This is a genomic window from Barnesiella sp. An22 (assembly GCF_002159975.1).
GTDB classification, from domain to species: domain Bacteria; phylum Bacteroidota; class Bacteroidia; order Bacteroidales; family Barnesiellaceae; genus Barnesiella; species Barnesiella merdigallinarum.
Genome location: NZ_NFJR01000012.1, coordinates 50,130 through 76,355, shown reverse-complemented (window position 1 = coordinate 76,355; position 26,226 = coordinate 50,130). Strand labels below are relative to the sequence as shown.

Sequence of the window (26,226 nt, the reverse complement as noted above, 5' to 3'; positions counted from 1 at the left end):
TTTTAATTATAATACTGAATTTCAATGAAAAGGAATCTACTTGGCATTATGCTTCTGTCGGGCATTTTCATTTTGCCGGAAGCTAAAGCGCAAACGACTTACGAGGAGATGGAACAACTGACGGTGAACGAGCAGGTTACGACGGTCATCACGGCTTCGGAGCCGATACGCTTCGTGGACATCTCCACCGAGAAAGTGGCGGGCGACCAGCCCATAGACAACATCATCCGCCTGAAACCGAAAGAGGGCGGGCACGAGGACGGCGAGGTGCTTGCCATCGTGACCATCGTGACGGAACGCTACCGCACGCAGTACGCGCTGCTCTACACGACACGAGTACGGGAGGCGGTGACGGACAAGGAGATAGAGTTGCGGGAACGGGACGCCTACAACAACCCGGCGGTCTCGATGTCCACCGCAGAGATGATACGCTTCGCACGGCGTATCTGGAACTCGCCCGCGAAGATACGCAACGTGGCGACCAAGGCCCACCGCATGACGATGCGGCTGAACAACATCTACGCCGTGGGCGACTACTTCTTCATAGACTTCTCCGTGGAGAACAGGACGAACATCCGTTTCGACATCGACGAGATACGGGTGAAGCTCGCGGACAAGAAGCTCTCCAAGGCGACCAACGCGCAGGTCATCGAGCTGACGCCCACGCTGGTACTGGAACGCGGCAAGGTGTTCAGGCACGGCTACCGCAACGTGATCGTGGTGAAGAAGATGACCTTCCCTAACGACAAAATCCTGACCATAGAAATGACGGAGAAGCAGATCAGCGGTCGTAACATCTGCCTGAACATCGACTACGAGGATGTGCTGGCAGCCGATTCGTTCAACACAACCCTATTAGAGGAGGAATGACGATGAAAAAGACGGTTATCCTTATTCTCGCCTGCGTGTGCCTCGCCCTGAACGCGAGCGCACAGCAAGGCAGCGGCCGCCTCTCGCTCGGCGTGGGGGCACTGTACAGGAACGGCATGGACGTGACGCTCGCCTACGAGCATGAGATGAGCTACCGCCACACGTGGGAGTTCTTTGCCAACGGCTACCTGCAATGGAAGGAGTGCGCCTCGTGCGGCCATGTATGCCCGGAATCGTTCTGGCGGAACTACCGCACCTACGGGTTCGGCGTGGCCTACAAGCCCAACGTGGCAAGGGGACGCAACCACTACGGCAACCTGCGTATCGGGGCTTCGGCAGGGAGCGACACGAAAAAGTTTCTGGCCGGCCTGCATTTCGGCTACGAACACAACTACGTGCTGCGTTCGGGCTGGACGCTTTACTGGCAGGCAAAGGGAGATGTGATGATAAAAGGCGCGGACCTGTTTCGGACGGGTATCGTGCTGGGTGTGAAACTACCGATAAAATAAGGGAAAGATGAGACAGAACATTATCAGGAAAGCGTGTCGGACCGTGTCGGCTGTCGTCATGGCGATTGCCGTTGCCGCCTGCGACGCGCATATAGAGGTGCCCGACACGGCGGTACGCCCGGGGCATGTCCTCTGCACGGATGGTACAGCCTTGCCATACAGCGAGTATGAGCAATCTGGGAAACAGGCGATTGCCGTCGTTTTCCATACCGACCCCGACGGGGAAACGGACGGTGACGGCTATGCGGTCTATCTGTGGGACATCGCGCCGCAGGCATTCGCCGACAGCCTCGGCATCGAACAAGGCACGTCGGCGGACATTACGGCGTATGACGGGAACGCGAACACCTTCGCCCTGTACGACACGCGGGAGACGGCTTCGCCGATGGCCGAAGCGGTATTCGACCTGTGGCGGTACGGGCAGAGCGCCTACGTGCCCTCGGTGGCACAGGCCCGGCTGCTGTATGCGGCCCGTGCGACCGTCAATCCCGTCATAGAGCGATGCGGCGGCGACGCGCTGCCGCAGGTCCCGGACAACTGCTGGTACTGGACTTCGACGGAAGTGGAGGGACAACAGACGGCAAAGGCATGGCTTTATTCGATGGGCAGCGGAGCCATGCAGGAGACGCCCAAGACACAGGCGCACCGGGTGCGTCCCATTATAACCATCAATAAATAGACTTATGACGACTATGAACGGAATCAAAGATTTCAAGGAACCACAGTATATGGACATAGCACATCCGGACAGAGGATTTTTCGGGTATCTGCTGCGATGCAAATGCCTGCCGCCGGAGGAAGTTTTCATAAATTTCATATTCCTCGATGACGGAAAGGAATGCTGCAAGAGGCTTTCCTCCGTAAAGAAGCGCAGGGAAGAAATCCGGAAGGAATGGAACAGCCGCATCGAACGTTACCATGACATTTTTGTAGGCCAGATCTACTACATCAATGAAGAGCTGTTCAACGACTTCATCGACTTCATGACCGACGGCCCCGATGATGCCATACGGAAGTTCCTTGAGACATTTACAGCGGAAATGCGGGCTTCCATAATAGATAACCCTATGGGACTTGAACCGCTATATGCGGTTACCCATGTCTGCCAGCTTACAAAAGACGACCGCATACACCGACCTCACATCCATGTCCTCTGGGGCATCAAAAAGAACTGATTACGGCCATGGAAGAGAGCAAGGAGTTACAAGGGTTCTACAAGATATTCCGCGCGGTCGTTTACATCTCCGTGCTGATGGAATTTTTCGAGTATGCCATCGACCCGGCGGTACTCGACCATTGGGGCGGCATACTGATTGACATTCACGGGCGCATCAAGCGGTGGATGATTTACAACGACGGCAACCTGGTGTACAGCAAGGTCGCCACGGTACTGCTTATCTGCATCACCTGTATCGGCACCAGGGCCAAGAAACATCTGGAGTTCGATGCCCGGCGGCAGGTGCTGTACCCGCTTGTAGGCGGCTTCGCGCTGCTGGTGCTGTCGGTATGGCTGTTCGGCTATCCGATGAAAATGCGGCTGTACACGCTGCCGCTGAACATCATCTTCTACATGGTCGCCTCCCTTGCGGGAGTCATCCTCGTGCATATCGCACTGGACAACATATCGAAGTTCCTCAAGGAGGGACTGATGAAAGACCGCTTCAACTTGGAGAACGAAAGTTTTGAACAATGCGAGGAACTGATAGAAAACCAGTATAGCGTGAATATCCCGATGAGATACTATTACAAGGGAAAATTCAGAAAAGGATTCGTGAATATAACCAACTGTTTTCGTGGCACATGGGTAGTTGGAACTCCGGGCAGCGGTAAAACATTTTCGCTTATCGAGCCGTTCATCCGGCAGCACAGCGCAAAGGGTTTCGCGATGGTCGTATATGATTACAAATTTCCGACACTGGCCACGAAACTGTACTACCACTACAAGAAAAACCAGAAGTTGGGCAAGATACCCGAAGGTTGCAAATTCAATATAATCAACTTCGTGGATGTGGAGTACAGCCGGAGGGTGAACCCGATTCAGGCGAAGTACATCAACAACCTCGCAGCGGCGAGCGAGACGGCAGAGACCTTGCTGGAATCCCTGCAGAAGGGTAAGAAGGAAGGTGGCGGAGGTTCGGACCAGTTCTTCCAGACCTCGGCGGTGAACTTCCTCGCCGCCTGCATCTACTTCTTCGTGAACTACGAGAAGGAACCTTACGACAAGGACGGCAACATGCTGTACGCGGAGAAGCGGCAGGACCCGCAGACGAAGTTCTGGAAACCGACAGGCATCGTGCGCGACCATGAAGGCGGCAACATCGTGGAACCTGCCTACTGGCTGGGGAAATACTCGGACATGCCGCACATCCTCTCGTTCCTGAACGAGAGCTACCAGACCATCTTCGAGGTGCTGGAGACAGACAACGAGGTGGCACCGCTGCTCGGCCCGTTCCAGACGGCACTGAAAAACAAGGCGATGGAACAGTTGGAAGGTATGATCGGTACGCTGCGTGTCTATACGTCCCGACTGGCGACCAAGGAGAGCTACTGGGTGTTCCATAAGGACGGGGATGACTTCGACCTGAAGGTGAGCGACCCGAAGAACCCGAGTTACCTGCTGATAGCCAACGACCCGGAGATGGAATCAATCATCGGGGCACTGAACGCATTGATATTGAACCGTCTCGTTACCCGTGTGAATACGGGGCAAGGGAAGAATATCCCGGTGAGCATCATCGTGGACGAGCTGCCCACGCTTTACTTCCACAAGATTGACCGACTAATAGGTACGGCGCGAAGCAACAAGGTGAGCGTGACGCTCGGCTTTCAGGAGCTGCCGCAGCTGGAGGCCGACTACGGCAAGGTGGGTATGCAGAAGATTATCACGACCGTCGGTAACGTGGTGAGCGGTTCGGCGCGGGCGAAAGAGACACTGGAATGGCTGTCGAGCGACATCTTCGGTAAGGTGGTGCAAATCAAGAAGGGCGTGACCATTGACCGGGACAAGACGAGTATCAACCTGAACGAGAACATGGACAGCCTCGTGCCGGCATCGAAGATTTCGGATATGCCGACGGGCTGGATATGTGGCCAGACGGCAAGGGATTTCATCAAGACGAAAACCGGCATGGGCGGTTCGATGAACATTCAGGAAGCGGACGAGTTCAAGACCTCGAAGTTCTTCTGCAAGACGGATTTCGACATGAGGGAGATAAAGAAAGAGGAAGCGGCGTATGTGCCGCTGCCGAAGTTCTACACTTTCAAATCGAGGGACGAACGGGAACGCATTCTGTACAAGAATTTTGTACAGGTGGGTCAGGACGTGAAGGAGATGATAAAGGACGTGCAGAACAAGCGCAACGCTAAATAAGCGTAAACGAAACCGCCATTGCAGGCTGTAACAGGACTGTAATGGCAGTTACGGTATATCCGATTTTGATGCGAATATGGCATACAGGACCTGTTGAATCTCAAAAACCGACATGATAATCAGAAAATATGGCTATGTCATGCCATCATTTTGCCCGAGAACCGGCAAAAAGCATTATCTTTGCATTCAGTAACAATTTATATGCAAATGACAAAGGAGATAAACCGATTGAAAGCCGTATTGGCGGAAGTAGGGAAAACCAATGTGTGGCTGGCCGAACAACTGGGTGTAAATCCGACTACCGTATCGAAGTGGTGTACGAACACCTGCCAGCCTGATTTACATACACTCTCCCGGATAGCGGAACTGCTCAACGTGAGCCGCAGGGAACTGTTACGCCCTTAATTAAACTTATATTCATCATGGCAGAACATACAACAGATATAGAGGGCAGAATCCGCGCCCTGATTGGCCGTGGCGAGACTTCGGAAGTGGAGTTCAAATCGGCACGCGGGGGATTTCCCGGCAGTTTCTGGGAAAGTTACTCGGCCTTCGCCAACACTGACGGCGGCACGATCGTGCTTGGTGTGGTGGAGAAGAACAACCGTTTCTTCTTTGACGGACTGACGGAAGAGACCATTATCCGCTACAAGAAGAATTTTTGGGACTGCGCCCATAACAAAGGCAAAGTAAGCGTTTGCCTGCCCCGTGAATCGGATGTAAGAATCGAGCGAATCGAGGAGTCGTACATCCTGATATGCGACATCCCCCGCGCGAGCTACGAGCTTCGCCCTGTTTATATCAGCACCAATCCGTTCGGGAACACTTACCGGCGGAACCACGAGGGAGATTACCTGTGTAACGATTCGGAGGTAAGGCGTATGTTCGCGGATGCCGACCACGACCGTCATCCGCAGGACGGGCGTATTCTCGTGGGCTTTGAGTTCGAGCGGGACATAGACAAGGAATCCTTGCAGCAGTACCGTCAGACACTCGCCAGCTTGCAGCCCACCCATCCGTGGGTGGGAATCAGCGACATGGATTTCCTGAAAAAGACCGGGGCATACGCCACGGAATACGAAACCGGGAAAGAGGGATTCACGCTGGCCGGTCTATTGATGTTCGGCAAGTACGACAGCATTATCAACCGTTCGGGCGACCCGATGTATTTCGTGGATTATCGGGAACGTGTCGCGACCGACAACCCCGATATGAGGTGGACGCACCGTATCTATCCGGATGGTTTGTGGGAAGCCAACCTCTACCAGTTCTATGTAAGGGTGTATAACCGCCTGATACAGGCGCTGCCCCGTCCGTTCATGATGAAAGACGGTGTTCGTCTGGAAGAGACGCCTGCCCATGACGCCGTAAGAGAGGCCCTTATCAACTGCATCGTCCACCAAGACGTCAATGCACAGGGGCATATCATCGTGGAGCGTACCGACGACAGCCTCGTATTCATGAATCAAGGCATGATGCTGGTTTCCCGACAACAGTATTTCGAGGGAGGGCGTAGTATCTGCCGCAATCCGACCTTGCAAAAAATGTTCATGTTGCTCGGACGTGCCGAGAAAGCCGGCAGCGGCGTGGATAAAATCGTAAGCGGATGGCAGTCGTTGGGCTGGCCGATTCCTACCGTTACGGAGGCAACGCGACCGGACTACGTGGTGCTGACCATGCAACTTGGGGAAAACCCGACAAGAAAACCCGACAAGAAAACCCGACAAGAAAACCCGACAAGAAAACCCGACAAGAAAGAATTGAGAAAGGAGCAGATATTGACGTTTTGTGTCGAGCCGAAATCCTTATTTGACATCATGCAACGGGTGGGATTGAAAAACAGAGAGAATTTTATGGATGTCTATATCAATCCGATGCTTGCCGCAGGAATGCTAAAAATGACGGAGCCGGACAACCCGACAAGCCGTAACCAGATGTATGTGACGGCAGAAGAATAGCCGGTACGCGATGAAAGGAACCGGTATGGTGCGACACGAGGGAGATAAAAAAGAAGTAACGGATATATGCTGCAGCCTAAATAATGCACATCATCTCATGTGTGTATGTCCGACATCTGTAGAATAAGGTGGTGTTTCTCCCGGTTATCTCGGGACTATAACGGGACATCCTGCATTCGTCACTATCGGTCGCAAACGAAAACGCCGCCCCTATTGTGCTGTACGGGCGGCGTGGATTGTGGGTGCCGGCGGTGTTCAGGCTGACTGTCCGCTCAATAAGAGAGCGCGTTCCCGCTCGCAGAAGCGGTCGTACTCAGCTTGGTCGGTACCTCTTTCGATGGCGCGGTCGATTACGTCTCCCAGCTCGTCGAAGCATACCTCTTCGCTGATACACTCCACCTTCAAGCCTTTCTGGAGATACACCTCATAATAGTCGGAGCCGTTGAGCACCACGATGACATATCCGGTGTGCAGGCGTCCGTTCACCTTGATGCGTAGTGCCGGCAAGTCCCTGTATGTGGTGGCTGCAAATTCTTCGATGCCCCACGACATGATGACGGGTGCGGGATTTAGGGATAACAATTGTTCCCAGATAGTCTGTGCGACATACATTACATACTCTTTTTCCATAACTTTTTATTCTTGGATGATTATTGATTGTGATTTGCTTTAGTCAAACCATTCGGGATTGCTCTCCTTGAGTTCGGCGACCAGTTCGTTGTCCGGAAGCCGGAGCGTTTTTTTGTCTGTGAAGAAGAAAACCTCGTCGTATAGCTGTTCCGCCTCTTTGCAGGCAAAGCCTTCGTTCTCGTCCTCGAAGCTGCCCGGATGCAGCGCATCGAGCAGCTTTGTCGAACCGATAAGGAGGTCCTCGCCCTCGTTCGATTTCACGATGCGGCATACAAACGTGTCGCCGCCGAATTGAATATCCTGTGTTCTCATAGCCGTATGTATTATATGAACGGGATGTTACGCCCGTTTTCATTCAGGAACTCCATGATTTGTTTCGCTTCCTCGTGCGACGCCCTGTTACGGTCGTCGTAGCGGCGTGTCTCGTCCGCCATAACCTTGATACAAGCCTTGATAAGGCGATAGAGGCTCTGCTGGAGCGTGGGGTGCATGTCGGGGATTGCCGCCGCAAAGCGTTCGGGATTGAAACTGAAACTGTTTACCGCCATTTCCCAGTCTTTGGCGAGGCGGTACTCTCTGCTTTCTCTAATGTCTTTTTCCATTGTCTTAAATTTTACTGATTTGTTTTTTCTTCCCTCTGTTCGGCTCCCTTTGTCGGGACCGTTCGGGTTTTACGGATGCTCAAACGGGCGGACGGAAAAGCTCATGCCGACGCTTTTTCCGTAAAATTACTCTTTCACGGAAAGGAAGAATTTTACAGGAAATGCATTTCAAAGCGACGGGATTGAGCGCGTCAGCCAACCTTCGCATCCTAAAAGCAGACAGGGGACGACACGGGGTGTCAGAACCCGGGAAAAGCTACAACGGGCGGACGGTGGGATAAAAAAAGAGGAAATAAGTATCTATATATGGATAATTATTGCTGTTTTTGCAGATAAATAGCAATATACCAATTATGGAACAAACCGGGCGGAAAGTCACTGGACGGCAAGGGCATATAAGGGATAGCCACATAAAAGGCGGATGAATATATAAAGCCGGCAATAGATTCGTTCTAATGCCGACTTTATATATTACAAGAGGAAACGGAGGCTAAAAGAGGGAGGAACAGCAGTGCTATCAAGGAGGGCACGGACATATACGTGCCTGTCGGATATACCTTATATAATATTACAGGCAGGGGCGGATTTTTCCGTCCCCTATCCGTGTCTGTACCGTCCCTTTAAGGTTCGTATTCAAACTGTTCGATATTGGCTCTTTGGAACACCTGCGGGTTATGCCGGTAAAGAAGCGGCAGATTGAGCGTTGCCATCGGGTATTCCACAAAACCGCTTCTGCGCCTGTACCCAGAATCGGTCGCCAGCCCGTTTGCAATCAGGAAGTCCATTGCTTCCGGGTAATGGTTCACATCCAAGAATGTGCGGTTGGGCAAACCGAGTGCGTCCATTTCCTCCAGATTGACGGACAGCACGATATACTCCTGTTCATCTTCCACGCTTGCCAGCGTGAGCGCCAGCCAGCCATTGCCGTAGAGGCGTGGCACAAGGTAGAACCGCTCGCCCTTGAACTCGTACTCTTTCCGCATGAGGGAGCAGTCCGGCTCTACGGTTTCAAAGACATCCTCACCGTCGGTAAAGGTCATCATGGGGTTGCTGACATCCACATACACGTCCTCTGCCTTGTAGCACAAATACTCTCTGTTTTCCGAACGAACGATAACGAATTGAATTTCCATATTCTTCATTTGTTTAGTGGTTGAACACCTGTTTTTATTTTTCCCTCTCTTCGGAAGCCTGAAGGCTTCTTCCGTAGGGATCTGATTTTTACGCGCATCCAAAGATTGCCTAAAAGGAAACAACAAACAAGGAATTTGGGCGGAATTTTATCGTTGCGGTATCGAGCGTCCGTGAGATATGGACGATTGTAAATCGGAAAAGCTGCCGGAAAATTATGTTCAAATAGCGCAAGCGGTACTTGGGTGTGCTTCCGGGGCAATACCTTTGCGGCGGAAAAAGCGGGTCCCGACGGGCAGAGAGCCTCCGGCGAAGCTGTAACGGTATAAAGGGGAAACAGAGGGATAAAAAAGAGGAGTGCCTGCGGCAGCTAAAAAAGGTCGCCGCCCCTCCGTCAAGGGTGCTTGTGTGCAAAAAAAGCAGGACGGATTTCTTCGTCCCGCCTTTGGCTCGTCCGCATGGGTCATGCTGCGACTTCTTCCGTCTGAAGCTCCACTTGGGGCTGTGGCTGTTCTTCGGGTTGTGCGTCCTCCGCTTCTACGGCTTCCTGCTTCGCCTGTTCCTGCACGAGCAGGACGGCTTTCTTTTCCTCGATACGTTGGTGTCGCTTCTCGTACACCTCGTTATGCCCGTTCTTGATAACGGCGAGTTCTTCGGGCATGTGCTTCTCGGCGAAGTCAAGCAAGAGGGTGGCAATGGCGTTACTGCCGTATGCGCCCTTGAAGTTGGCAATCAGAAAATCCCTGCGGATAACGGCTTTCTGCTTGGCGGTGAGGTTGGCGATGATGTTCATCTTTTCCTCGTCCGTGAGGTAGTGGTAGGTTTCCTCGCTCTCAATGCCTACCTCGGCATAGTGTTCCCTGCGGAGTGAGGAAAGCAGGAAGAAATAAATCATCTTGTCCTCGTCCTGCCCGAACTTCGTGTCCGACATATCCACCTCTAAAATCTGCTTCTTGGTGTCCTCTACGGTCTTTTCGAGGGCTATCTCCTTGTTGCGCTTGTCCTGCTTGTCGAGTTTCTCCACGGGAGAAAGCGGTTTTTCGGTTGTCCCGTCCGTTCCGTTCGCATTGGAAGCGGCATTCGTCAGGTAGCAGAGTACAATCTCTTTCTGCTCGATACGGATATAGAGCGTTATCTCTCCTGCTTCCGCCTGCTCGTGGATAGTCTTGCACCGCTCCATGTAGTCGCTGAAGTCCTGCTCGTACTCCCTGTAGGCTTCCTCGTATTCCCCAGCGGTGTCGTAATCCTCCTTTTCGGGGGCTACGGGTGTTTCGGGGTATGCGGTGGCGTAGCACTTGAGTTCCGCTACCTCGTAACCCATAGCGGTAAGGCGTTCCACTACCGTCTCGTTGTAGTTGTACTCTTGGTGGCACAGCGACACGGTGGGATATTGTTCCACGAACTGCACGGCTTTCTCTGTAAGGTACGAGGCGTTCATTTCGGCAAGGCATGTACGGTTGGCGCAGTTTCCGCAACCGTCCTCGCAGAACAACATCATGTTGTTGGTGTTGTGGGGACACGAAAGACAGAGTGTCTTGTCGAACGAATAACGTTCAAGGTCGGTCGTGTAATTATGTTCGATATTCTTTGCCACCTCGGAGGCTTTCAGACCTCGCCAACTGTTAAACCTCACATCTTCTTTGAGGTGCTTCTCGTACACCTCTCTCTGAATATCCTCGCCATAACGGCAGATTTCGCTTGCCACGCTGATTGTGATTTCGTCCTGCTCCAGAAGTCGGGCGATTTCGGGTATCAATGAGACGAATTTCAGACGGGTGCGGATGTAGCTCTCGTTCTTTCCGAACTGCACCGCCAACGACTGCACATCGTGGCGACCGCTCTCTATGAGCTTTTGGTAGGCGTTCGCTTCCTCTATGGGCGTCACGTCCTTGCGTTGCAGGTTCTCCGTTACCGCCATTTCTTCGGCTGTCTCGTCCGAGATTTCCATGACGACAGCCGGTATCTTTTTCAACCCTGCCATGAGGGAGGCACGGCATCTGCGTTCTCCGAACACGATTTCCATGCGGTCGTCCGCAATGGGGCGCACCCCGATAGGCTGTAACACGCCCTGCTGACGGATGCTCTCGGCAAGCTCGGCGAGGCTCGCCTCGTCAAAGTTCTTGCGTGGGTTGTAGCTGCTCGGCTGAATGCTCGCCAATGCTACCATCGTGATGTTTCTCTCTGCTACTGACTGAATGTTGTTCGTTGTTTCCATAATTCATTTAATTTTAACGGTTTATAAATATATTGCAATCACTTTCTATCGGTTGGGGTCAAACTCGTACTCCTGCGGATTGTCGTACCCGTCGAATAGTACCCGAAAGGTCTCGAAGTCCTGCTTTCCTGCCAGTCTGACGGTATCTTTCGACCCTATGTAGTAGGGTTCGTTCATTACCCGGAAGGGTGCGCCACGCAGTACGCTATCAGCCAACGTACAAACTTTGTCGGGCTGTTCGGGCATGATATATCCCAATGCGTATTCGTTGAAAACCACCAATTTAATTTTGTCCATATCTCTTTAATTTTGAGTTGTTTTTTCTTTTCCCTTTGTTCGGCTCTTTTTCCTGCCTGAACCGCTTGGGATTTACAGATGCTTTACAGGACTGACGAACAAGCTATTTCCGACGCTTTTTCCGGAAAATTACTCTTTCGCAAAAAGGAAGAATTTTACAGGAAATGCACTTCAAAGCGACGGAATCAAGCGCGGCAGTCCAAATTTGCGTCTGGAAAACCAACCGGTGACGGCAGGAATGGACCGGATAAGCGATAATGGGGAGGATAGAAAAGGGTGGATGGCCGACAGGCAGAGATATAAGAGCAAAGCTATAAAGGGCGGATAAGGTTATATATAAGAATAAGGAGGTGCAACCAAGGTATAAGAGAAGAGGGAAAGGAAGAGGTATAAAAGGAATCACCGGCAGGTGGATTTATAACCGGGCACCCACCGCAGGAGTAACATCCCCTGCTTGTCAAGTACCTTCTTTGAGGGTGGCAGGCAATATCCCGCTGAGCTTTGTTTCGGGCAGGGTGCAGAATCCCCTGACTACGGTATCGCCGTTTATGCCCTCAAGCCGGGCGAACATCAGTAACGTGTCGAAGCCCCTGTCGAACTGTTCCATGCTGACGGCGGGGGCAAAATGAACAATCCCACGGGGGTATCGCCTCGATATGCCGACCCACCCGCGCAGATAGTCATCAAAACGGCCTCCCGCTTGGGAGTCGTGGAACTCCTGTGCATGGGAGCTGCGGATGCTTTTGCCGTATGTTTCATCTCCTAAAAGTAAAACCCCCGTTTGCGGGTCATACATGAAACGCCTGTTCGTTATCCGCAGGACATCTATGATTTCCCGCCTGACATTGACAACCATCGGGGATTTTTCGACCAGCCTTTCCGTGCGTCCGGTCGTGTTGTGATTTTTCTTGTCCATCGTCTTGTTTTTCGTGTGAAACATCTGTTTTTCCTATTGTCGGATAAAAGGCGGGAAGCGAGGAGTACCCTCACCCCCTGTCTTTTTCCAAACACCCCGTTACGCTCCCTATCAGAACGGCAGGTCATCCTTGTCGTCCTGCGGTGCGTCGGCAGGAGGCTCAGGGACCTCGCCTGCGGTGTCCGTCGTGTCGGCCGTGTCGGAAGCCGTGCCTTCCCGTTTACCTGTGTTGATGAACTCCAGCGTGTCTGCCGCAATGGAGAGCTGGATTTGATGGTTCCCGTCCTTGTCTTTCCAAAGCGAGGCCGAAAGCGTTCCCTCAATGAGCAAGAGCCGTCCTTTGGTCAGGTATTCGGAGAGGCGGATGTGGTTCTCTTTCTTGCTCCGTACCCTTACCCAAGTGGTAACACTGTTCCCGTGTGAATAATCCTCCACGGCAATATCAAAAGCGATGAATGAGCCGTGTGTTCCTGTGATGACCTGGCTGTCTTTGCCGATGCGGCCAATGGTGTGAACGTATAACATAAACTGAAAATGTTTTGCGGCAAGGTGGTTAGTCCTGCCATTACCTAAAATGCCTTTTGTTTTTTATCCCTTTGTTCGGTTCTTTTCATGCCTGAACCGCTTGGGATTTACAGATGCTTTACAGGGACTGGCGAACAAGCTGTTTCCGACGCTTTTTCCGGAAAATTACGCTCGCCCTGCGAGGAAGAATTTTACAGGAAATGCACTTCAAAGTGACGGAATCAAGCGCGGCAGTCCAAATTTGCGTCTGGAAACCCAACCGGAAACGGCAGGAATGGGCCGGATAAGCGATGATAGGAAGATAATAGAAAAGGGAGGATAACGGGATAAAATGGGGATGACGGATTAGAGTGAGAACCGGTTTATAAAAGGAGAGCAGGCGTCTTGTGGATGAAAGGATTTTTTACCTTTCACCCACAGGCAGTATCATGGAATATAGAGGTTGTTCACAGGCACCCCTTTGGCTGCGGCCTTGTTGCATGTGTAGAATGTCCCTCCTTTGGGGGTTCCGTCAAAATAGGCTATCAGCAGGGATGAGTGCCGTATCATATAGTCGTTCCTTTCATGGAAACAGCCCGTGTAATAATCCTCGCTAAGTACCTTCACATCGTCTGCCTTTTCCAAAATGGCATTGTATTTCTCCCGTGCGGACGGAGCGAAGCGTTCACTTTGGTTTCTATAAGGTACGATTGCCGACAGGGAAATGTCATGCAACTGCTCTTTCAGTTCCAGTACGGCTTCTGCCGCAAGCATATCAAAGCCTACCGCCATGCCACACCGGAAGTTGCGGATGCCTTGCAGATAGGCATTGTATATAGCCACTTTCAGCCGACCTTTGATTTGCGGGTATTTGACGTAAGGGATGTGCCTGTGTCCTGTAAAGGCTGCCGACGGCACGCCCTGTGAATTTGATTTCAATAAATTTGTAGTCATAATGCTGTCTGTCTTGATTTTACTGTTAATAATCCCGTCATTTGTTCAGATGCTTGACAGGCGGGACGTATTCGTCCGTCTCGTCATACTCATACGTGGTGTCCTCGTCCTCGTATTCGAGTTCATCGTAAGAGACACGGATGCGCCGGGGAGAATAGAACATCCTGAATGTGGCGATAATCTTCTCTGTCAGTGCCTTGCCCTCGGAGCTGACAAAATGGAGTTCTTTGGTGAGGTAGTCGAAATCGAAGTCCGCCATTCCTCCCCCGTAGCGGTCATCGGTATTGTATATCGTGACCGAAACGTAATCTTCCGTGCCGCTCAACAGCTCCACCAGATGCCCGTAACAGACAAACTCCGTGTTGTTGCTCTTGCTGGTCGTCACCTTGTCTATCAGCTTCTCGATAAACTTGTAGGTCTTTTTCCTTTCCTTTTTCTTTGCCATTGCCATATCGGTTTTAAGTTCTGTTTCTTTATTTTCCCTGCTCTCGGCTCTTGTACTGCCGTTCCGGGATTTTGCGGATGCCGAGATACCGTCATCGGAAGGTCTTATATGCCCGGTCTTTCTTGAAAATTACGCTCTGCAAGAGGAAGAATTTGCAAGAAATACATTTTAGTCCGGACGATTAAGACACGATGACAGACCTTTGCGTCCGACAAATCCGGACGGCATTGCCAAGCAGAAAGAAGCACTCGGGAGACGGTATAAGGGGATAGACAGGATGTGTATAAAAGGTATGTAAAAGAGGGAGGATTGAGGTACGGCCGGGCGGGTCTGGCAAGGGTCTGCCGGGGCAAACACAAGGGGGACTCTTCCGATTCTGTGACAGGCAAAAACTCCGGCGTGCCGGGTCTCTGCCCGTCATGGAATCGGATGTGTCCCGTTTGCCCCTGCCACAGCCGGCCCGGAATGGAAAGATACGGTAGGGAGAACAGCAAAGGACGGAGAAACATCATGCCGATCCGGAACATGCCGTGGAATGCCGCGTTGTTTCGGCGTGCCGAAGCTCCGACATGGAACAGCACGTGCCGGGCGGCGTTTGTCCGCCTTTGCCTCCCCGTATCTTGTAATGCAGAGCGGGCTGCGGCACAGACATTCCGCTGATTTCGGGTGGGAAAGCCGTCCGGAGGAATATATAAAAGGAAGGGACGGAAAATTGGCAGGGACTACTTTGCTATTTTTCGGGTAAATCTCAAAACCCTTGCTTTGCCAGGAGGAGAAAGGACAATTTTGGCCTTGAGTGTAAAAAGGGTATCACGAGGACAAACAGCCCTTTGGCGTTTGTCACAAAAAAATCCCCCTGCCCGGTCATCGCGACCATGCAGAGGGAACGGTTAAAATATGAATTATGGTTAAGCCGCTTTGTCGGTGATTTCGAGTTCGGAAGCCGGTATCTGCGGCTGTTCCGTCTCTTTCAGGCTCTCGTCAATCCGCTGCTGCAGCTCCTTGCACTCCTGTTTGAGCCTTGCCAGTTCGTCCGACTTGTCCCACTTGCGGGCGATGATACCCTGCAAGGCGGGTATTTCTTTCTGCATTTTCTCCATCTTCCTCCGTTGTTCGTCAATCATGGACGGAAGCCTGCCGAGCGTGTTCTGCGGATATTGTGCCGATTCCGCAAATCCCAGCGGCAACGCGCCGGACACTCCACATCGGTATTTCAGTCCGCTTACCCCCTCCACGAGGAATGTATTGCGCTCGAATACCCCGTCAAGGCCGTACTCGCTATGCACGAGCAGGTTCAGCCCGGCATACGTGCCTATCGTGCCGTATGCTCCGCTGCGGTAGGTCTTGGCGATACGGTGCAGCTCCCGTCCGGTCTCTTCGACTGTGGCCTGCGGCAGGTTCAGTAACAGCGTCCTGCGTTCTCCCGTGTACGAGGCGATGTACTCCATGTCCCGTGTCATGCGTGCCGCCATGTCGTCCGCTTTTTGTATTTCCTCCTGCACGGTGTTCATCTTACGTTCCGCACGGATGCGCTCTTTCTTGAAAATGCCCTGTTCCTTTTCGAGCTGCATAATCTTGTTGTCGAGCTTTGCCTTTTCCAAAAGGTCGGTATTTCCGGAGAGGATAGCGATAAACTCGGCAAAGTTCATACCGTTGTTCTCGTCCATTGCGTCCTCGTCCATGCGGCGCACGGCAATCGTGCCGTTATTGATTTGGTTAATAAACATCTGCTTGTTTTTAAGCAGGTTGAACTTGTAGGCATCGAGCGTTTTTTCCGTGCCGTAGATTACCACATCCACGGTGTTGTCGCCCCAGAACTTCACAGTGTTGCCCTTGCGTACTGCCCTGCCGTTGCGCTGTTCCATGTCGGCGGGGCGCCAGGGAATCTCAAGATGATGCACCGCTACGGCTCTCTGTTGGGCATTTACTCCTGTGCCTAACATGGTGGTAGAGCCGAAAAGCACACGCACCCTGCCTGCGTTCATGTCGTCGAAGAGCCGCTTTCTCGCCCGTTCGGTCTGGGCGCACTGGATAAAGCGGATTTCATCGGCGGGAATACCGAGCCTTACCAGCTTGTCCTTGATGTCGCTATAGATGTTCCACTCGCCCGGCTTGTAAGTCGAGAGGTCGGAAAAGACGAACTGCGTACCCCGGTTGGCGTTGGAGCGCACGTAATAGTCGTAAATCGTCCGTGCGCAGATAGAGGCCTTGTTGTTCTCATCGTCTCTGAACTTGTCGCCCAACAGGCGCATATCGAGGGACATCTTGCGTGCCACGTTGGTAGCCACAAGCATTTTCGCCTTGTCGAGATTGTCCGGTTCGGGTATATCCAGCCCCAAGTCTTCCCATTTTCCGCTGCTTGCAAAGGCCATGAGCCGCCCTATCATTTCCTCCTGCTCAATGGTCGGAGGGTTGGAAAAGAAACGCACGTTCTTCTCCGGCACGTCGAGATTTATCATGTCGGCGGTGCGGTAGTCGGTTATCTCACGCAGGAACATCGCCAGTTCCGGCACTTTGATGTAGGTACGGAAACGCTCTTTGCGCTTCACTGTCCCCGTCACGCCCAGCTCGTAGTCGGTTGTCTTTTGGGTGAATATCGCCGCCCAAGCGTCGAAGCAGCTGATACGCTGGCTTCGGAGTTCCTGCGGACGTAGGTACTTGAACATCACGTAAAGCTCGGTCAGCGCGTTCACGACCACCGTACCCGACAGGAACGTAGCCCCCAAGTCCCTGCCCGTGCGGTATTGGATGTCACGGATGGCAAAGAGCAGGTTCATTGCCCGCTGCGAGCCTTGCGTGTTGCCGATACCGGCTACCCTCGTGTGGCGTGTCTGGAACATGAGATTTTTATAGTAGTGGCATTCATCGACAAATATGTGGTCTATGCCCATCGTGTGGAAATCCACGGCATCGTCTTTCCGGCTGTTGATTTTCATGCGTAGCTCCTGCAATTTGGCCTTAAGGTTCTGCTTCCTTTTCTCCAGTCCTTTCTGCATTTTTCCGCTTCGATAACGCATGGTGGACTGCTCCAGCACTTCAAGGCTGCGCTCCGTGTCGGCGAGTTCTTCGATGAAAATATTTATCATGGTCTCTTCCGACTGGGGTATTTTGCCGAACTGGTCGTGCGTGAGGATGATGCAGTCCCAGTTGTTGTTCTTGATTTTTGCGAATACCTCTTTGCGGTTGGCCGAGGTAAAGTCTTCCTTGCCCGGATAGAGAACCTTTGCCATAGGGTACGCCTTGCGGAATGTCTCTGCTATCTCGTGTACGTTGGCTTTCAGCCCGATAATGAGCGGTTTCTGCACCAGCCCGAGGCGTTTCATTTCATAGGCGGCGACGCACATAATCATGGTCTTTCCCGTGCCGACTTCGTGCCAGCAGATACCGCCGCCGTTCTGCTTAATCATCCAGATAGCGTCCTTTTGCGAGGGGTAGAGGTCGTCATATGGGAACTGTTCAAAGGTCAGTCCCGGAAAGGTCTGCGCCGAACCGTCATAGGCGGGTCTCACGTAGCAATTGAAACGCTCGTTGTACACCCTTACCAGTTCATCCCGTACTTCCACGGGTTGGTTATCGAGCCAACGGTTGAAACGCTCCCGAATCTCCTGTATCTTGCCTGCGGCTTCCTGTATGGCTTCATCGTCCGGAACACGCACCGTCTCCCCGTTACGGTAAACCTCTTTCGTCAGTTCCGGCACGGTGTCGTGTAAGGCGTGTACAAACAAGTCCTCGCCGTTGCAGCTGCGCACGGAATAGGTGTTGTAGGCCAAGGGGGAATACCCCTGCAAGCGCATTACATAGGTGTCGTTCACGTCGAAATACATCACCTCGGCTTCCGTCTCGAAAAGTTCGGTGGCGAAGTCGGCGTACAGCTTCGTGTCAATCCATCTTTCACCCATATTGATGTCGAGTTCCTCGTAAGGTATCGCTTCTGGCGTGGCCTGTTCAAGAGCCTTTACGGAGGTTTCCGCCCATTCTTTCTCGCTGTCCGGGAGGTCTTGCAGGCAGGTGATGATGCCCTTGCATTTGGCTATGACGTTCCCGGCGAGGAACTTGCTCTTGTATTCCCACTCTCCGCTGGCGGGGTTGTAGAATATCTCGCCTTTCAGTGCGCCGATGATTTCTTCTTCGGGCATGTCCGTAACCTGCCCGATATAGTCCATATCGACATGGCCGTAAAAGTTCAGGCTGCTTGCCAGTGCCTCGTTGGGCGTCAGCTTTCGTGTCATGTCTATCTTCTTGAACGCCACAGGCTCACGCATGATGTCGGCCTTGAGGATGTCCCTGCCGAGCTGCATTTCAATCGTGAACACTTCCGTGCCGAGACTGTCAAGCATGATAAACTCCTTGTTGTCGTTGTCGTGAAAACAGCCCCACTTGGCAACAAAGGCATCGTAGAGGGCGTTCAGTTCAGCCCGTAACTGCGGCTGTTCCTCTTGTTCTTCCCTCTCTTTGATTGACAAATCAAAATACGCCTTGCGTATGGGGAAGTAGTCGCTTGCCCTCTCGATGTTCACCTTGCCATCGTCCACCGGCACAAAGTCGGTAGCCACCTCTTTGTAATGGCTTGACTTACGGAAACGGAGCGTGCCCACCTGTCCCTCGAACACGACCATCGCACCGTCTTTCATCCAACCCTCCAGCGTGCCCGTGTAAGCCCGTCTGCCCTTGTCCGTCCGTTCAATGGCGACACCGCCGAAAAGGGACATCTGCGTGTGCTGTCCGTCCTGACCGCCGCCCGTGAAAAGGCTTTTGCGGAAAAACCGGCTGAAGTCGTATTTCAGCAGTGCGGAGAGATATTGAGACATGGCGGCTTCGTCCCCCAGCCATTGATACTTGCGGACATATTTTCCGTACTGGTTCGTCACTATGCGGCTGCCCGTGGCAAGCGTGGTCTTCGGTAGGGAGAAAAGCCTGTTCGTGGGTTCGGTCATGGTTCCCGCCGTGTCGGCCTTTTCCTTGGCGACCTGCAAAAACATCTTCTCACGCAGCGAGAGTGCCGCCTTGTGCGTGTGTTTCTGGAATACGAGTAAGTCGCTGCCTACCTCGATACCGCTTGTCTGTATGAAAAGAGTGTCCGGCATACGGACGGCACTTATCAAATCGGCATGGTTCACGAGGTATTCGCGCACGAACTTGTTGCCGGGCGTATCGGCCACGCCCCTTGACGTGATGAACGCCAGCAGTCCGCCCTCGGCGAGCAGTTCCATAGCCTTGACGAAAAAGTAGTTGTGTATGGTCTTGGTGGCCTGTTCACAGATACCGCCTTTCTTCCACAGGTCGGCATCGAACACCTTGAAATTACCGAACGGGATATTGGAGGCTATGACATCGAACTTTGAGTGTTCAAAGTCCTGTTCCCCGATTGTTTCAAACCCTGCCGTTACCGTGTCTGTATCGTCATGCAGGAGCGAGAGGATAAGCCCCGTGATGCAGTCCTTTTCAAAGGCGTAGCTGTGTGTGCCGGGCATTGCCACAGGCAGGAAACCGCCTATTCCCGCACTCGGTTCGAGCAATGAACGCATTTTCAGGCCGTTTTGTTGGAACGTGTCGTGTATCTGCCGTGCCACCGCTTCCACGATGAACTGCGGCGTGTAAAAAGCCGTGAGGACGGACGCCTTTATGCTTTCTATCAATGTGCGGTACATGGTTTCATCCTCGCCCGTCCATGTCCGCAATGCCTTTTCCAGACGGTTCAGCGGCTCTGCCATGTTGTCCGTAACGGGGTTGTCCGTCCCGATGTTCAGCACTTCCTTGATACCCCCAAAGCCGGAGTACCGGGATAATATCTCTTTCTCGTCTGTCGTGGCTGTCCTGCCCTGCACGTGGATGTTCACTGCTGTTTCTATGGCTTCCACGTTCGCCACCAGTGATGTCAGTTTGTTGTAATTCATAATTTAACCTTGTTTTTTTATCCCTCTGTTCGGCCTGTTCGCGACCGTAGGGATTATTTTTCTGCTTGCGAAAGGTGGCGGGGACAATCGGCCAAGGCTGAACGGAAAAATACGCTCGACAAGGGAGAGGAAGATTTTTACGGATCACACGCGGCGGCAGCCGGCATTGGCAGGATTGGAATAGCCGGTTTACCTTTGCGGAAAAATGCAATCCCCCACAGGTCGCACAGTGCGAATGGTCGGAATGGCAGCTAAAAGAGGGAGGTGGAAAGGTGTAAACGGAAGGTACTGGGACAGTCGTAAAAAAGGCGGAGGTGTATTATAACAGGGATATGCCGTCGGCAGACCGGAATGCAAAAAATCCGTATCAAGTCTCTGCCCGATACGGATTCCTTTGACATCGTGCGATTAGTCAATGTCGTAACCAATCATGTATTCATCATTGATAAGCAGGTAATAGTAGCCGTTGCCACAGTTCCGGAACTCCTTGCTGAAGCCGGCCGCCATATCTCCGTTCTCGCGTGGCTCACACCACAGCGTGCCGTCATAGCCGCAAAAATCGAAGCGGAAAGAGGAAAAACTTTTCTTCTCCTTCATGGCTTGTCGGAAAAGCTGCATATTCGCCATTCCGCAATATTTTCCGATTGTAGAAAGCCGGATGCACTTGCCGTCGATGCGTGTACCGGTCGTAATGCCGTTCCCGTAAAGGGATTTTTCCAAGTCGGCATGGGCTATTTTTCGCAACCAGTCGTTTGTGTGCGTGGCAAGCCGGGCCAGTTTCTGGTATTTCAGAATCAGTTTTCGGTTCGTGTCCGCTTCCTGCTTTTGGGACGGGTAGTATATCTTTTCAATACTCGCCCAGTTCGTGAAGACATAGCCTCTTTTCCGTTTCCCCAATGCGATAATGCCGATGACATTCATGTTACGGTTGATAAACAAACGTCTGCGTTTCCCCTCAATCTTTACATACAATGACGAAGGGTTGTTCTCGTTGCGGAGATAGGCTTCCGCCGGATGAATAGTGTCAGTTCCCATATTTGTAAGTCATTAAATTATATAGTTTTCTTTGTTGATATAGGGGGCTTACCGTTCAGAGTTTCGGTATTTCTCCCGTCCTTTGCAGTACACCGTCACGGTAGAACTCGATTCGTCCGGGTTTGAAGCCCATTTCGCCGAGTGCTATGTTCCTGATATAGTCCCGGTACTGTGTGCCTGAAAAGTTCTTTCCGCAAAGGTTGTTGAAGAACATCGGGATAGAAACCCCGTCCTCGCTTTTCAATACGGCTTTGCCGTCCTGTCTGATTTCATCTTTCATACTGTCTTGTTTTTTTAGTTGTTGAACATTGTTTTTTCTCTCCCTGCTTTCGTCTGGCCGAGCAGGTCTGTTTTCAGCTTTTCAAGGCAGGAAAAGGATAAAGGAAAGCATGATGAGCCAAACCCGGATAGGAAACCGACCATGCAATAGTCTGTTTCCGTTATCCGAATGGAATGCGGCTTGGCGCCGATGCGCTTTATCCAACCTTCGCCGACGAAAAGAGAAAGGCTGACCTGCCGACGGAAACGGTAGAAATAATGCTAAAACAGGGATTTTGTTTCGACTATAATAAGATGGAGTGAGTAAAAGCCTCATATACAGACAAACAGATAATCGGTCTTTTATTTGGTGCGTATGATAAAATGTCGTACTTTTGCATTTGAATTGTCGCCAAAAAAATGTTTTTTGGCGACATAAAACCAAATAAAATCAGTATGCAAAGCGTTGAAAACAAAATACTTTCCGTGATTAAAAGCAAAAAATACGGAACGATATTATTCGCGAGTGACTTTGCGGATGCGGGAGAACGGAAAACCATCAACAAGGCTTTTGAGCGTATAGCCTTGTCGGGCAAGATTATCCGGCTCGCGAGGGGAATTTATTGCAAGCCCAAAGTCGATACCGAATTTGGGTTCGGTGTCATATACCCGAGTGTAGATGACGTGGCCCAAGCCATTGCCCAAAGGGACAAATGCCGCATCGTGCCGACCGGAGACACGGCATTGAACAAACTCGGACTCTCCACACAAGTGCCGATGAATGCCGTATATCTTACCGACGGCACTCCCCGTAGAATAAAAATCTACAATGGAAGGGGGATTCTCTTCAAGCACGTGGTGCCCAAACGTCTCGATTTCAAATCAGAATTGATTATGCTGATTACTTTCGCCCTCCAGACACTCGGTCAAGGCAATCTGAGCGAAGAACAATTCAGCCGTATCAAGCAGCTGTTATCCAATGAACCCAAAGAGCGTATTTCCGAAGACCTGAAACTGATTCCGGGATGGATACGTTCTATTATTCTGAAAATGTATGAATAAATTTCTTCAACTTCCGGCAGACAAACGCCGCGTCATCTATGAACAAGTCGCCATTAGAATGGGTATCGACGACCCCAAGGCAATAGAAAAGGATGTTTGGGTAACGGGGATTCTCCAAACGGTCTTTACCCTTCCGTATGCTGACAAGCTGGTATTCAAAGGAGGGTCGTCATTGAGCAAAATCTGGAATTTGATTTTGAGATTCTCCGAGGACATTGACCTTGCCATTGATCGAAGCGTTTTCGGTTTGGAGGGCGATTTGACAAAGAAACAGTTGAAAAAGCTACGCAAGGCTTCATCATTGTTCGTCAAAGATGTTTTCACGGCTGATTTGCAGCGTGCAACCCAAAAGAATGGTCTCGCCGACCATTGTACAATCACCGCAGACCCGAATGGTGAAGGAGACGCGACCTATCCGGAACCCCGTAAAGTCCATATCGCCTATGAATCGGTGTTCGGAAACTCCGCTCCCGATTATCTGCAGTCCGAGGTTCTGCTGGAAATCGGGGCGAGGTCCTTGTTTGAGCCGACAGCCAAGGCCAAAGTCAAGTCGTTGATTAGCGACCATTCTTCGGTAAGCACGACAGTGGCCGATGTGGATATTATTTCCGCCGTGCCCGAAAAAACATTCCTGGAAAAGGCGTTTCTTCTCCATGAGCTGTTTACCACTGACGGCTGCCGTACTGCCAACCGCAAATCCCGCCATCTTTACGACCTGATGAAAATGATGGACGAACCGTTTGCGCAAAAAGCCATTCGCGACGACGAGTTGTGGCAGACCATCCATCATCATCGTGAATTGTTCACTTCCGTAAAGGATGTGGACTATACGCCGGACATACGCAAGCGTATCATTTTGCTGCCGCCGGAAGAAGTGCAGAAAGTGTGGCAGGACGATTACAAGGCTATGCAGGAATCCATGATATACGGGGAGCATATTACTTTTGAGCAGCTTATCGAAAGAATCCGGGAGTTACAGACACGGTTCCGCTCGATTTAATTTCATGTGGCTATGGAAGCGAGACTATGTTTTATATTTTTGTGCGCCCTTGTGGGCCTGTTGTTTGCCATCATTTGTTTTTGGCGGCGGAAAGCCGGTGCGGCGGCTTTTGCTGCCGCACTCTTGTCTGCCAACGAGAAAGACCGCGACAATTTCTGCCGTCTGGCCGTGATGGCCGGACATCGGAACGCCTGCAGGATGTTCTGTTTCGCACGTTCCGACTTTTTCGAGGACCGGAAGCCGCTCAAACCGTTCAAGTCACACGGTGTCCAGATGACTTTTTACGGACATTATTATCCGTCACGACATAAAGACCTGCTCAGTGACGAGCAGCAGGAGTTTTGCGATACGCTGTACGGGTTCAAGGATGGCAAGGTACACGGCATAGAGTTCTTCAAGGCGTGCATGGATGCCCTGAAACTGGAAGACGGAACCTATCATATCATGTTCATGCCGTGCAGCAGCGGCGTGAAATACGAGCGTCGGTTCAGCCGCCTGGACTGGTATATCGGCAAGCACCGCCCGAACTTGACATCAGGATTTCACGATGTGGAAATATTCGGGGAACGCGAGAGCCTGCATGGTGCCAAGGGCGGCGAGGAACGCATCCTCACGCGTAACTACCGCATTACGGGCGATATAAAGGGTAAGCAGGTAATCATCGTGGACGATGTTCTGACGACCGGGCAGAGTGCGAACGACTACCGAAAAGAGATAGAGAAGTGCGGCGGCAAGGTGGTGGCCGCCATCTTCTACGGCAAGACCGTTGAAATGCCGCCGCTGTTGCTGATAAGGCTGCATGTTTGGGGCAGCCACATTATAGACGTAATCAAGTGGGCGTCGAAATCGTGATACGTCAGTCACATGGCATTCACCATCAATGGCTATATGCCCGATATTCACTGCGCTTTACTTTGACTCCCGTTTGAATACGCACGGTTTTATTCATACCTTTGTACCGGAATCAGAAAACCTATAAAATAACGATAATCATGGACCCAAAAATATTTCTCGCCAACAACCTCGAAGCCTTCGGCCCGTCTGCCGCTCTGCCTTTCGTGTTCTGGTACTCCGACACCCCGGCAGGCAGCACGGAGCGCATCAACGGCTGCCTGTTCAAATGTCTGCCCCGTGTCCGTTCGGGCGAAGTGGTCAGCCTGAGTGCCGAGACCGTCGGCTGTGGCGGCGGAAAGTTCTACTGCGGGTTCGCCCCGATGGCGGAGCACATACCGAACTTCGTTTCCCTGAAGGAGAGATACATCAGCACCCCGGAAGAGTTTCTCTCCTACATCGGGCGGATGGGGATTCGGTTGATTGAACGGCCTTACCTCAATCTGGCCCGTGTGGACCGGATCGAGTCGTTCGAGGACAAGGAGGGTGTGCTTTTCCTCGCCAGCCCGGACGTACTTTCGGGGCTTACCGCATGGACTTTCTTCGACAATGCGTCGGACGATTCCGTCTCCACGCTATTCAGTTCGGGCTGCGGGAGTGCCTTCACGTTCGCCACGCTGGAGAACCGGCGCGGAGGGCGCCGCACCTTCCTCGGCGGCTTCGACCCTTCCGTCCGTCCCCATCTGGACGCGAACGAGCTGATGTTTGCCATTCCCATGTCACGTTTCCGGGAAATGTATGCCACCATGCGCCAAAGCTGCCTGTTCGACACCCATGCCTGGCAGAAAGTCCGCGACCGTCTGCAGAACCGATAAAAGAAAGACCCTTCGAGAGCCTTTCTTTTTATCTGTCATTATTGAATCTTAGTCGTTACCTTTCCATATAGATTATATCCACCTGATTGGTCGTGATATGGCCGTGTTTTACAGCGTAGCCAATGCCGCCACGCATTCCTCCTGTATGGATTTGATGTAATCCAGTACCAGCAGCGGGTCGATACTTTTGCCGTTGAGTTTGCAGGTGATATGCAGGTGCTCGCCCGTGCTACGCCCCGTCGAGCCGCTGACTCCCACCACATCGCGCGGGCGGACCGTTGCTCCTTTGCCGACGAGAACCTTCGAGAGGTGGCAATAGCTGACGGTGTAGTTACCGTGCCGCAGGGTTACATATTTGCCGGATGTCTTGTCCTGTCCGACCTTCACGACCACACCCTCCATCATGGCCAGCACCTCGTCGCCACGCGCGTGCAGGTCGATGCCGTTGTGGAATTTCCTTTTCCCGGTAAACGGGTCTTTCCGGTAGCCGTAAGACGAATTTATCCTTATCCGTTGTAGCGGATAGCTCACGCTCAGGTAACGGCCTACCCATATCTCCTTACGGCTTTCAACAGGCGACGCGGACGCGGGGATGTCCACAGGTGCGCCCTGTACTGGACCCGCACCTGCAGGTGTCGGCTCCGCTTTGTCCGTACCCTCCCGCAACACCTCTACCTTGTACCTATTGGGAACCGAGGCAACGGTGTTGAATTGCGCCTGCGCGGGCATCGCACAGAGTGAAACGCCCGACATGATTGTCAGTATCATCTTTTTCATTCGGCAAAGATAACAAGCTCCGTCCAAGTTGTGCCGTTGCCGTTCCTTTTTCCGCTCAAAATACGATTAAATTCCTATTCAAAGTATGATATT

At 52.0% G+C, this 26,226-nt stretch carries 25 protein-coding genes; 11 read left to right on the top strand and 14 right to left on the bottom strand.

Translation table 11 applies throughout. The annotated features are described in order from the left end of the window. Window positions 1-24 precede the first annotated feature (24 nt). The 7 genes from traN (at window position 25) to B5F38_RS11235 (ending at window position 6,707) form a co-directional block, all read left to right on the top strand. The gene (gene traN / locus B5F38_RS11265) at window positions 25-870 is read left to right on the top strand and encodes a conjugative transposon protein TraN (protein WP_074704983.1); all 846 of its coding nucleotides are present in this window, start codon (window positions 25-27) and stop codon (window positions 868-870) included. Then, window positions 867-1,379, top strand: a complete 513-nt coding sequence (locus tag B5F38_RS11260) for a hypothetical protein (protein WP_074704979.1) — start codon at window positions 867-869, stop codon at window positions 1,377-1,379. The genes traN and B5F38_RS11260 overlap by 4 nt, the downstream gene beginning before the upstream one ends. Window positions 1,380-1,437: 58 nt before the next feature. After that, window positions 1,438-2,058, top strand: coding sequence for a DUF1566 domain-containing protein (locus B5F38_RS11255; RefSeq protein ID WP_087409348.1), 621 nt, complete (start codon window positions 1,438-1,440; stop codon window positions 2,056-2,058). A 13-nt stretch (window positions 2,059-2,071) separates the two neighbouring features. Next, a complete protein-coding gene (locus tag B5F38_RS11250; protein WP_074705083.1) occupies window positions 2,072-2,554 on the top strand; it encodes a hypothetical protein in 483 nt (160 codons plus the stop codon). A gap of 8 nt (window positions 2,555-2,562) precedes the next feature. Then, entirely contained in the window at window positions 2,563-4,749 is a 2,187-nt protein-coding gene (locus B5F38_RS11245) for a type IV secretory system conjugative DNA transfer family protein (RefSeq protein WP_087409342.1), read from the top strand. Between the two features lie 207 nt (window positions 4,750-4,956). After that, window positions 4,957-5,154: a helix-turn-helix transcriptional regulator gene (locus B5F38_RS11240; RefSeq protein WP_032935219.1), complete on the top strand. Its 198-nt coding sequence runs from the start codon at window positions 4,957-4,959 to the stop codon at window positions 5,152-5,154. A gap of 17 nt (window positions 5,155-5,171) precedes the next feature. Further along, on the top strand, window positions 5,172-6,707 hold the full coding sequence (locus B5F38_RS11235) for a Fic family protein (protein WP_074704971.1): 1,536 nt from the start codon (window positions 5,172-5,174) through the stop codon (window positions 6,705-6,707). 255 nt (window positions 6,708-6,962) lie between these two features. Here the strand turns inward: B5F38_RS11235 and B5F38_RS11230 are convergent, their stop codons facing one another. The 13 genes from B5F38_RS11230 to B5F38_RS11150 form a co-directional block, all read right to left on the bottom strand. Beyond that, window positions 6,963-7,337: a hypothetical protein gene (locus B5F38_RS11230; protein ID WP_074704969.1), complete on the bottom strand. Its 375-nt coding sequence runs from the start codon at window positions 7,335-7,337 to the stop codon at window positions 6,963-6,965. A 39-nt stretch (window positions 7,338-7,376) separates the two neighbouring features. Next, window positions 7,377-7,649: a hypothetical protein gene (locus B5F38_RS11225; RefSeq protein WP_074704966.1), complete on the bottom strand. Its 273-nt coding sequence runs from the start codon at window positions 7,647-7,649 to the stop codon at window positions 7,377-7,379. Window positions 7,650-7,660: 11 nt separating this feature from the next. After that, on the bottom strand, window positions 7,661-7,939 hold the full coding sequence (locus B5F38_RS11220; RefSeq protein WP_074704964.1) for a hypothetical protein: 279 nt from the start codon (window positions 7,937-7,939) through the stop codon (window positions 7,661-7,663). Between the two features lie 620 nt (window positions 7,940-8,559). Further along, complete coding sequence (locus B5F38_RS11215; protein WP_074705078.1) at window positions 8,560-9,072, bottom strand: DUF4313 domain-containing protein; 513 nt, start codon at window positions 9,070-9,072, stop codon at window positions 8,560-8,562. Window positions 9,073-9,533: 461 nt separating this feature from the next. Then, window positions 9,534-11,285: a ParB/RepB/Spo0J family partition protein gene (locus B5F38_RS11205; protein WP_087409341.1), complete on the bottom strand. Its 1,752-nt coding sequence runs from the start codon at window positions 11,283-11,285 to the stop codon at window positions 9,534-9,536. Between the two features lie 45 nt (window positions 11,286-11,330). Further along, on the bottom strand, window positions 11,331-11,582 hold the full coding sequence (locus B5F38_RS11200) for a hypothetical protein (RefSeq protein WP_074704956.1): 252 nt from the start codon (window positions 11,580-11,582) through the stop codon (window positions 11,331-11,333). Between the two features lie 457 nt (window positions 11,583-12,039). Next, a complete protein-coding gene (locus tag B5F38_RS11190; protein ID WP_074705075.1) occupies window positions 12,040-12,498 on the bottom strand; it encodes a hypothetical protein in 459 nt (152 codons plus the stop codon). Between the two features lie 111 nt (window positions 12,499-12,609). Next, a complete protein-coding gene (locus B5F38_RS11185) occupies window positions 12,610-13,023 on the bottom strand; it encodes a single-stranded DNA-binding protein (protein WP_074704953.1) in 414 nt (137 codons plus the stop codon). Between the two features lie 426 nt (window positions 13,024-13,449). After that, a complete protein-coding gene (locus B5F38_RS11175) occupies window positions 13,450-13,956 on the bottom strand; it encodes an SLOG family protein (protein WP_074704948.1) in 507 nt (168 codons plus the stop codon). Between the two features lie 37 nt (window positions 13,957-13,993). Then, complete coding sequence (locus tag B5F38_RS11170) at window positions 13,994-14,401, bottom strand: hypothetical protein (protein WP_087409340.1); 408 nt, start codon at window positions 14,399-14,401, stop codon at window positions 13,994-13,996. Between the two features lie 908 nt (window positions 14,402-15,309). Further along, on the bottom strand, window positions 15,310-20,295 hold the full coding sequence (locus B5F38_RS11165; protein ID WP_087409339.1) for an N-6 DNA methylase: 4,986 nt from the start codon (window positions 20,293-20,295) through the stop codon (window positions 15,310-15,312). Window positions 20,296-20,703: 408 nt separating this feature from the next. Continuing rightward, window positions 20,704-21,330: a hypothetical protein gene (locus B5F38_RS11155; protein ID WP_074704919.1), complete on the bottom strand. Its 627-nt coding sequence runs from the start codon at window positions 21,328-21,330 to the stop codon at window positions 20,704-20,706. A gap of 55 nt (window positions 21,331-21,385) precedes the next feature. Continuing rightward, complete coding sequence (locus B5F38_RS11150) at window positions 21,386-21,610, bottom strand: hypothetical protein (protein WP_074704916.1); 225 nt, start codon at window positions 21,608-21,610, stop codon at window positions 21,386-21,388. A 398-nt stretch (window positions 21,611-22,008) separates the two neighbouring features. On the opposite strand from B5F38_RS11150, the gene B5F38_RS11145 reads away from it, so the two are divergent. The 4 genes from B5F38_RS11145 to B5F38_RS11130 all read left to right on the top strand — a co-directional run bounded on the left by B5F38_RS11145 (window position 22,009) and on the right by B5F38_RS11130 (window position 25,356). Next, window positions 22,009-22,650, top strand: a complete 642-nt coding sequence (locus B5F38_RS11145; protein WP_241147856.1) for a DUF6088 family protein — start codon at window positions 22,009-22,011, stop codon at window positions 22,648-22,650. After that, window positions 22,643-23,650: a nucleotidyl transferase AbiEii/AbiGii toxin family protein gene (locus B5F38_RS11140; protein WP_074704911.1), complete on the top strand. Its 1,008-nt coding sequence runs from the start codon at window positions 22,643-22,645 to the stop codon at window positions 23,648-23,650. Before B5F38_RS11145 ends, B5F38_RS11140 begins: the two co-directional genes overlap by 8 nt. A 12-nt stretch (window positions 23,651-23,662) precedes the next feature. Next, the gene (locus B5F38_RS11135) at window positions 23,663-24,502 is read left to right on the top strand and encodes a phosphoribosyltransferase (RefSeq protein WP_074704908.1); all 840 of its coding nucleotides are present in this window, start codon (window positions 23,663-23,665) and stop codon (window positions 24,500-24,502) included. A gap of 140 nt (window positions 24,503-24,642) precedes the next feature. Next, window positions 24,643-25,356, top strand: coding sequence for a DUF169 domain-containing protein (locus B5F38_RS11130; protein WP_074704905.1), 714 nt, complete (start codon window positions 24,643-24,645; stop codon window positions 25,354-25,356). A gap of 108 nt (window positions 25,357-25,464) precedes the next feature. On the opposite strand, the gene B5F38_RS11125 is transcribed toward B5F38_RS11130, so the two are convergent. Further along, window positions 25,465-26,133, bottom strand: a complete 669-nt coding sequence (locus B5F38_RS11125; protein ID WP_074705072.1) for a M23 family metallopeptidase — start codon at window positions 26,131-26,133, stop codon at window positions 25,465-25,467. Window positions 26,134-26,226: the final 93 nt, after the last annotated feature.

Bases quoted from the DNA above. Each gene is read 5' to 3' on its own strand.
- traN (WP_074704983.1), top strand. From the start codon at position 25: ATGAAAAGGAATCTACTTGGCATTATGCTTCTGTCGGGCATTTTCATT.
- B5F38_RS11260 (WP_074704979.1), top strand. From the start codon at position 867: ATGACGATGAAAAAGACGGTTATCCTTATTCTCGCCTGCGTGTGCCTC.
- B5F38_RS11255 (WP_087409348.1), top strand. From the start codon at position 1,438: ATGGCGATTGCCGTTGCCGCCTGCGACGCGCATATAGAGGTGCCCGAC.
- B5F38_RS11250 (WP_074705083.1), top strand. From the start codon at position 2,072: ATGAACGGAATCAAAGATTTCAAGGAACCACAGTATATGGACATAGCA.
- B5F38_RS11245 (WP_087409342.1), top strand. From the start codon at position 2,563: ATGGAAGAGAGCAAGGAGTTACAAGGGTTCTACAAGATATTCCGCGCG.
- B5F38_RS11240 (WP_032935219.1), top strand. From the start codon at position 4,957: ATGACAAAGGAGATAAACCGATTGAAAGCCGTATTGGCGGAAGTAGGG.
- B5F38_RS11235 (WP_074704971.1), top strand. From the start codon at position 5,172: ATGGCAGAACATACAACAGATATAGAGGGCAGAATCCGCGCCCTGATT.
- B5F38_RS11230 (WP_074704969.1), bottom strand. From the start codon at position 7,337: ATGGAAAAAGAGTATGTAATGTATGTCGCACAGACTATCTGGGAACAA.
- B5F38_RS11225 (WP_074704966.1), bottom strand. From the start codon at position 7,649: ATGAGAACACAGGATATTCAATTCGGCGGCGACACGTTTGTATGCCGC.
- B5F38_RS11220 (WP_074704964.1), bottom strand. From the start codon at position 7,939: ATGGAAAAAGACATTAGAGAAAGCAGAGAGTACCGCCTCGCCAAAGAC.
- B5F38_RS11215 (WP_074705078.1), bottom strand. From the start codon at position 9,072: ATGGAAATTCAATTCGTTATCGTTCGTTCGGAAAACAGAGAGTATTTG.
- B5F38_RS11205 (WP_087409341.1), bottom strand. From the start codon at position 11,285: ATGGAAACAACGAACAACATTCAGTCAGTAGCAGAGAGAAACATCACG.
- B5F38_RS11200 (WP_074704956.1), bottom strand. From the start codon at position 11,582: ATGGACAAAATTAAATTGGTGGTTTTCAACGAATACGCATTGGGATAT.
- B5F38_RS11190 (WP_074705075.1), bottom strand. From the start codon at position 12,498: ATGGACAAGAAAAATCACAACACGACCGGACGCACGGAAAGGCTGGTC.
- B5F38_RS11185 (WP_074704953.1), bottom strand. From the start codon at position 13,023: ATGTTATACGTTCACACCATTGGCCGCATCGGCAAAGACAGCCAGGTC.
- B5F38_RS11175 (WP_074704948.1), bottom strand. From the start codon at position 13,956: ATGACTACAAATTTATTGAAATCAAATTCACAGGGCGTGCCGTCGGCA.
- B5F38_RS11170 (WP_087409340.1), bottom strand. From the start codon at position 14,401: ATGGCAAAGAAAAAGGAAAGGAAAAAGACCTACAAGTTTATCGAGAAG.
- B5F38_RS11165 (WP_087409339.1), bottom strand. From the start codon at position 20,295: ATGAATTACAACAAACTGACATCACTGGTGGCGAACGTGGAAGCCATA.
- B5F38_RS11155 (WP_074704919.1), bottom strand. From the start codon at position 21,330: ATGGGAACTGACACTATTCATCCGGCGGAAGCCTATCTCCGCAACGAG.
- B5F38_RS11150 (WP_074704916.1), bottom strand. From the start codon at position 21,610: ATGAAAGATGAAATCAGACAGGACGGCAAAGCCGTATTGAAAAGCGAG.
- B5F38_RS11145 (WP_241147856.1), top strand. From the start codon at position 22,009: ATGTTTTTTGGCGACATAAAACCAAATAAAATCAGTATGCAAAGCGTT.
- B5F38_RS11140 (WP_074704911.1), top strand. From the start codon at position 22,643: ATGAATAAATTTCTTCAACTTCCGGCAGACAAACGCCGCGTCATCTAT.
- B5F38_RS11135 (WP_074704908.1), top strand. From the start codon at position 23,663: ATGGAAGCGAGACTATGTTTTATATTTTTGTGCGCCCTTGTGGGCCTG.
- B5F38_RS11130 (WP_074704905.1), top strand. From the start codon at position 24,643: ATGGACCCAAAAATATTTCTCGCCAACAACCTCGAAGCCTTCGGCCCG.
- B5F38_RS11125 (WP_074705072.1), bottom strand. From the start codon at position 26,133: ATGAAAAAGATGATACTGACAATCATGTCGGGCGTTTCACTCTGTGCG.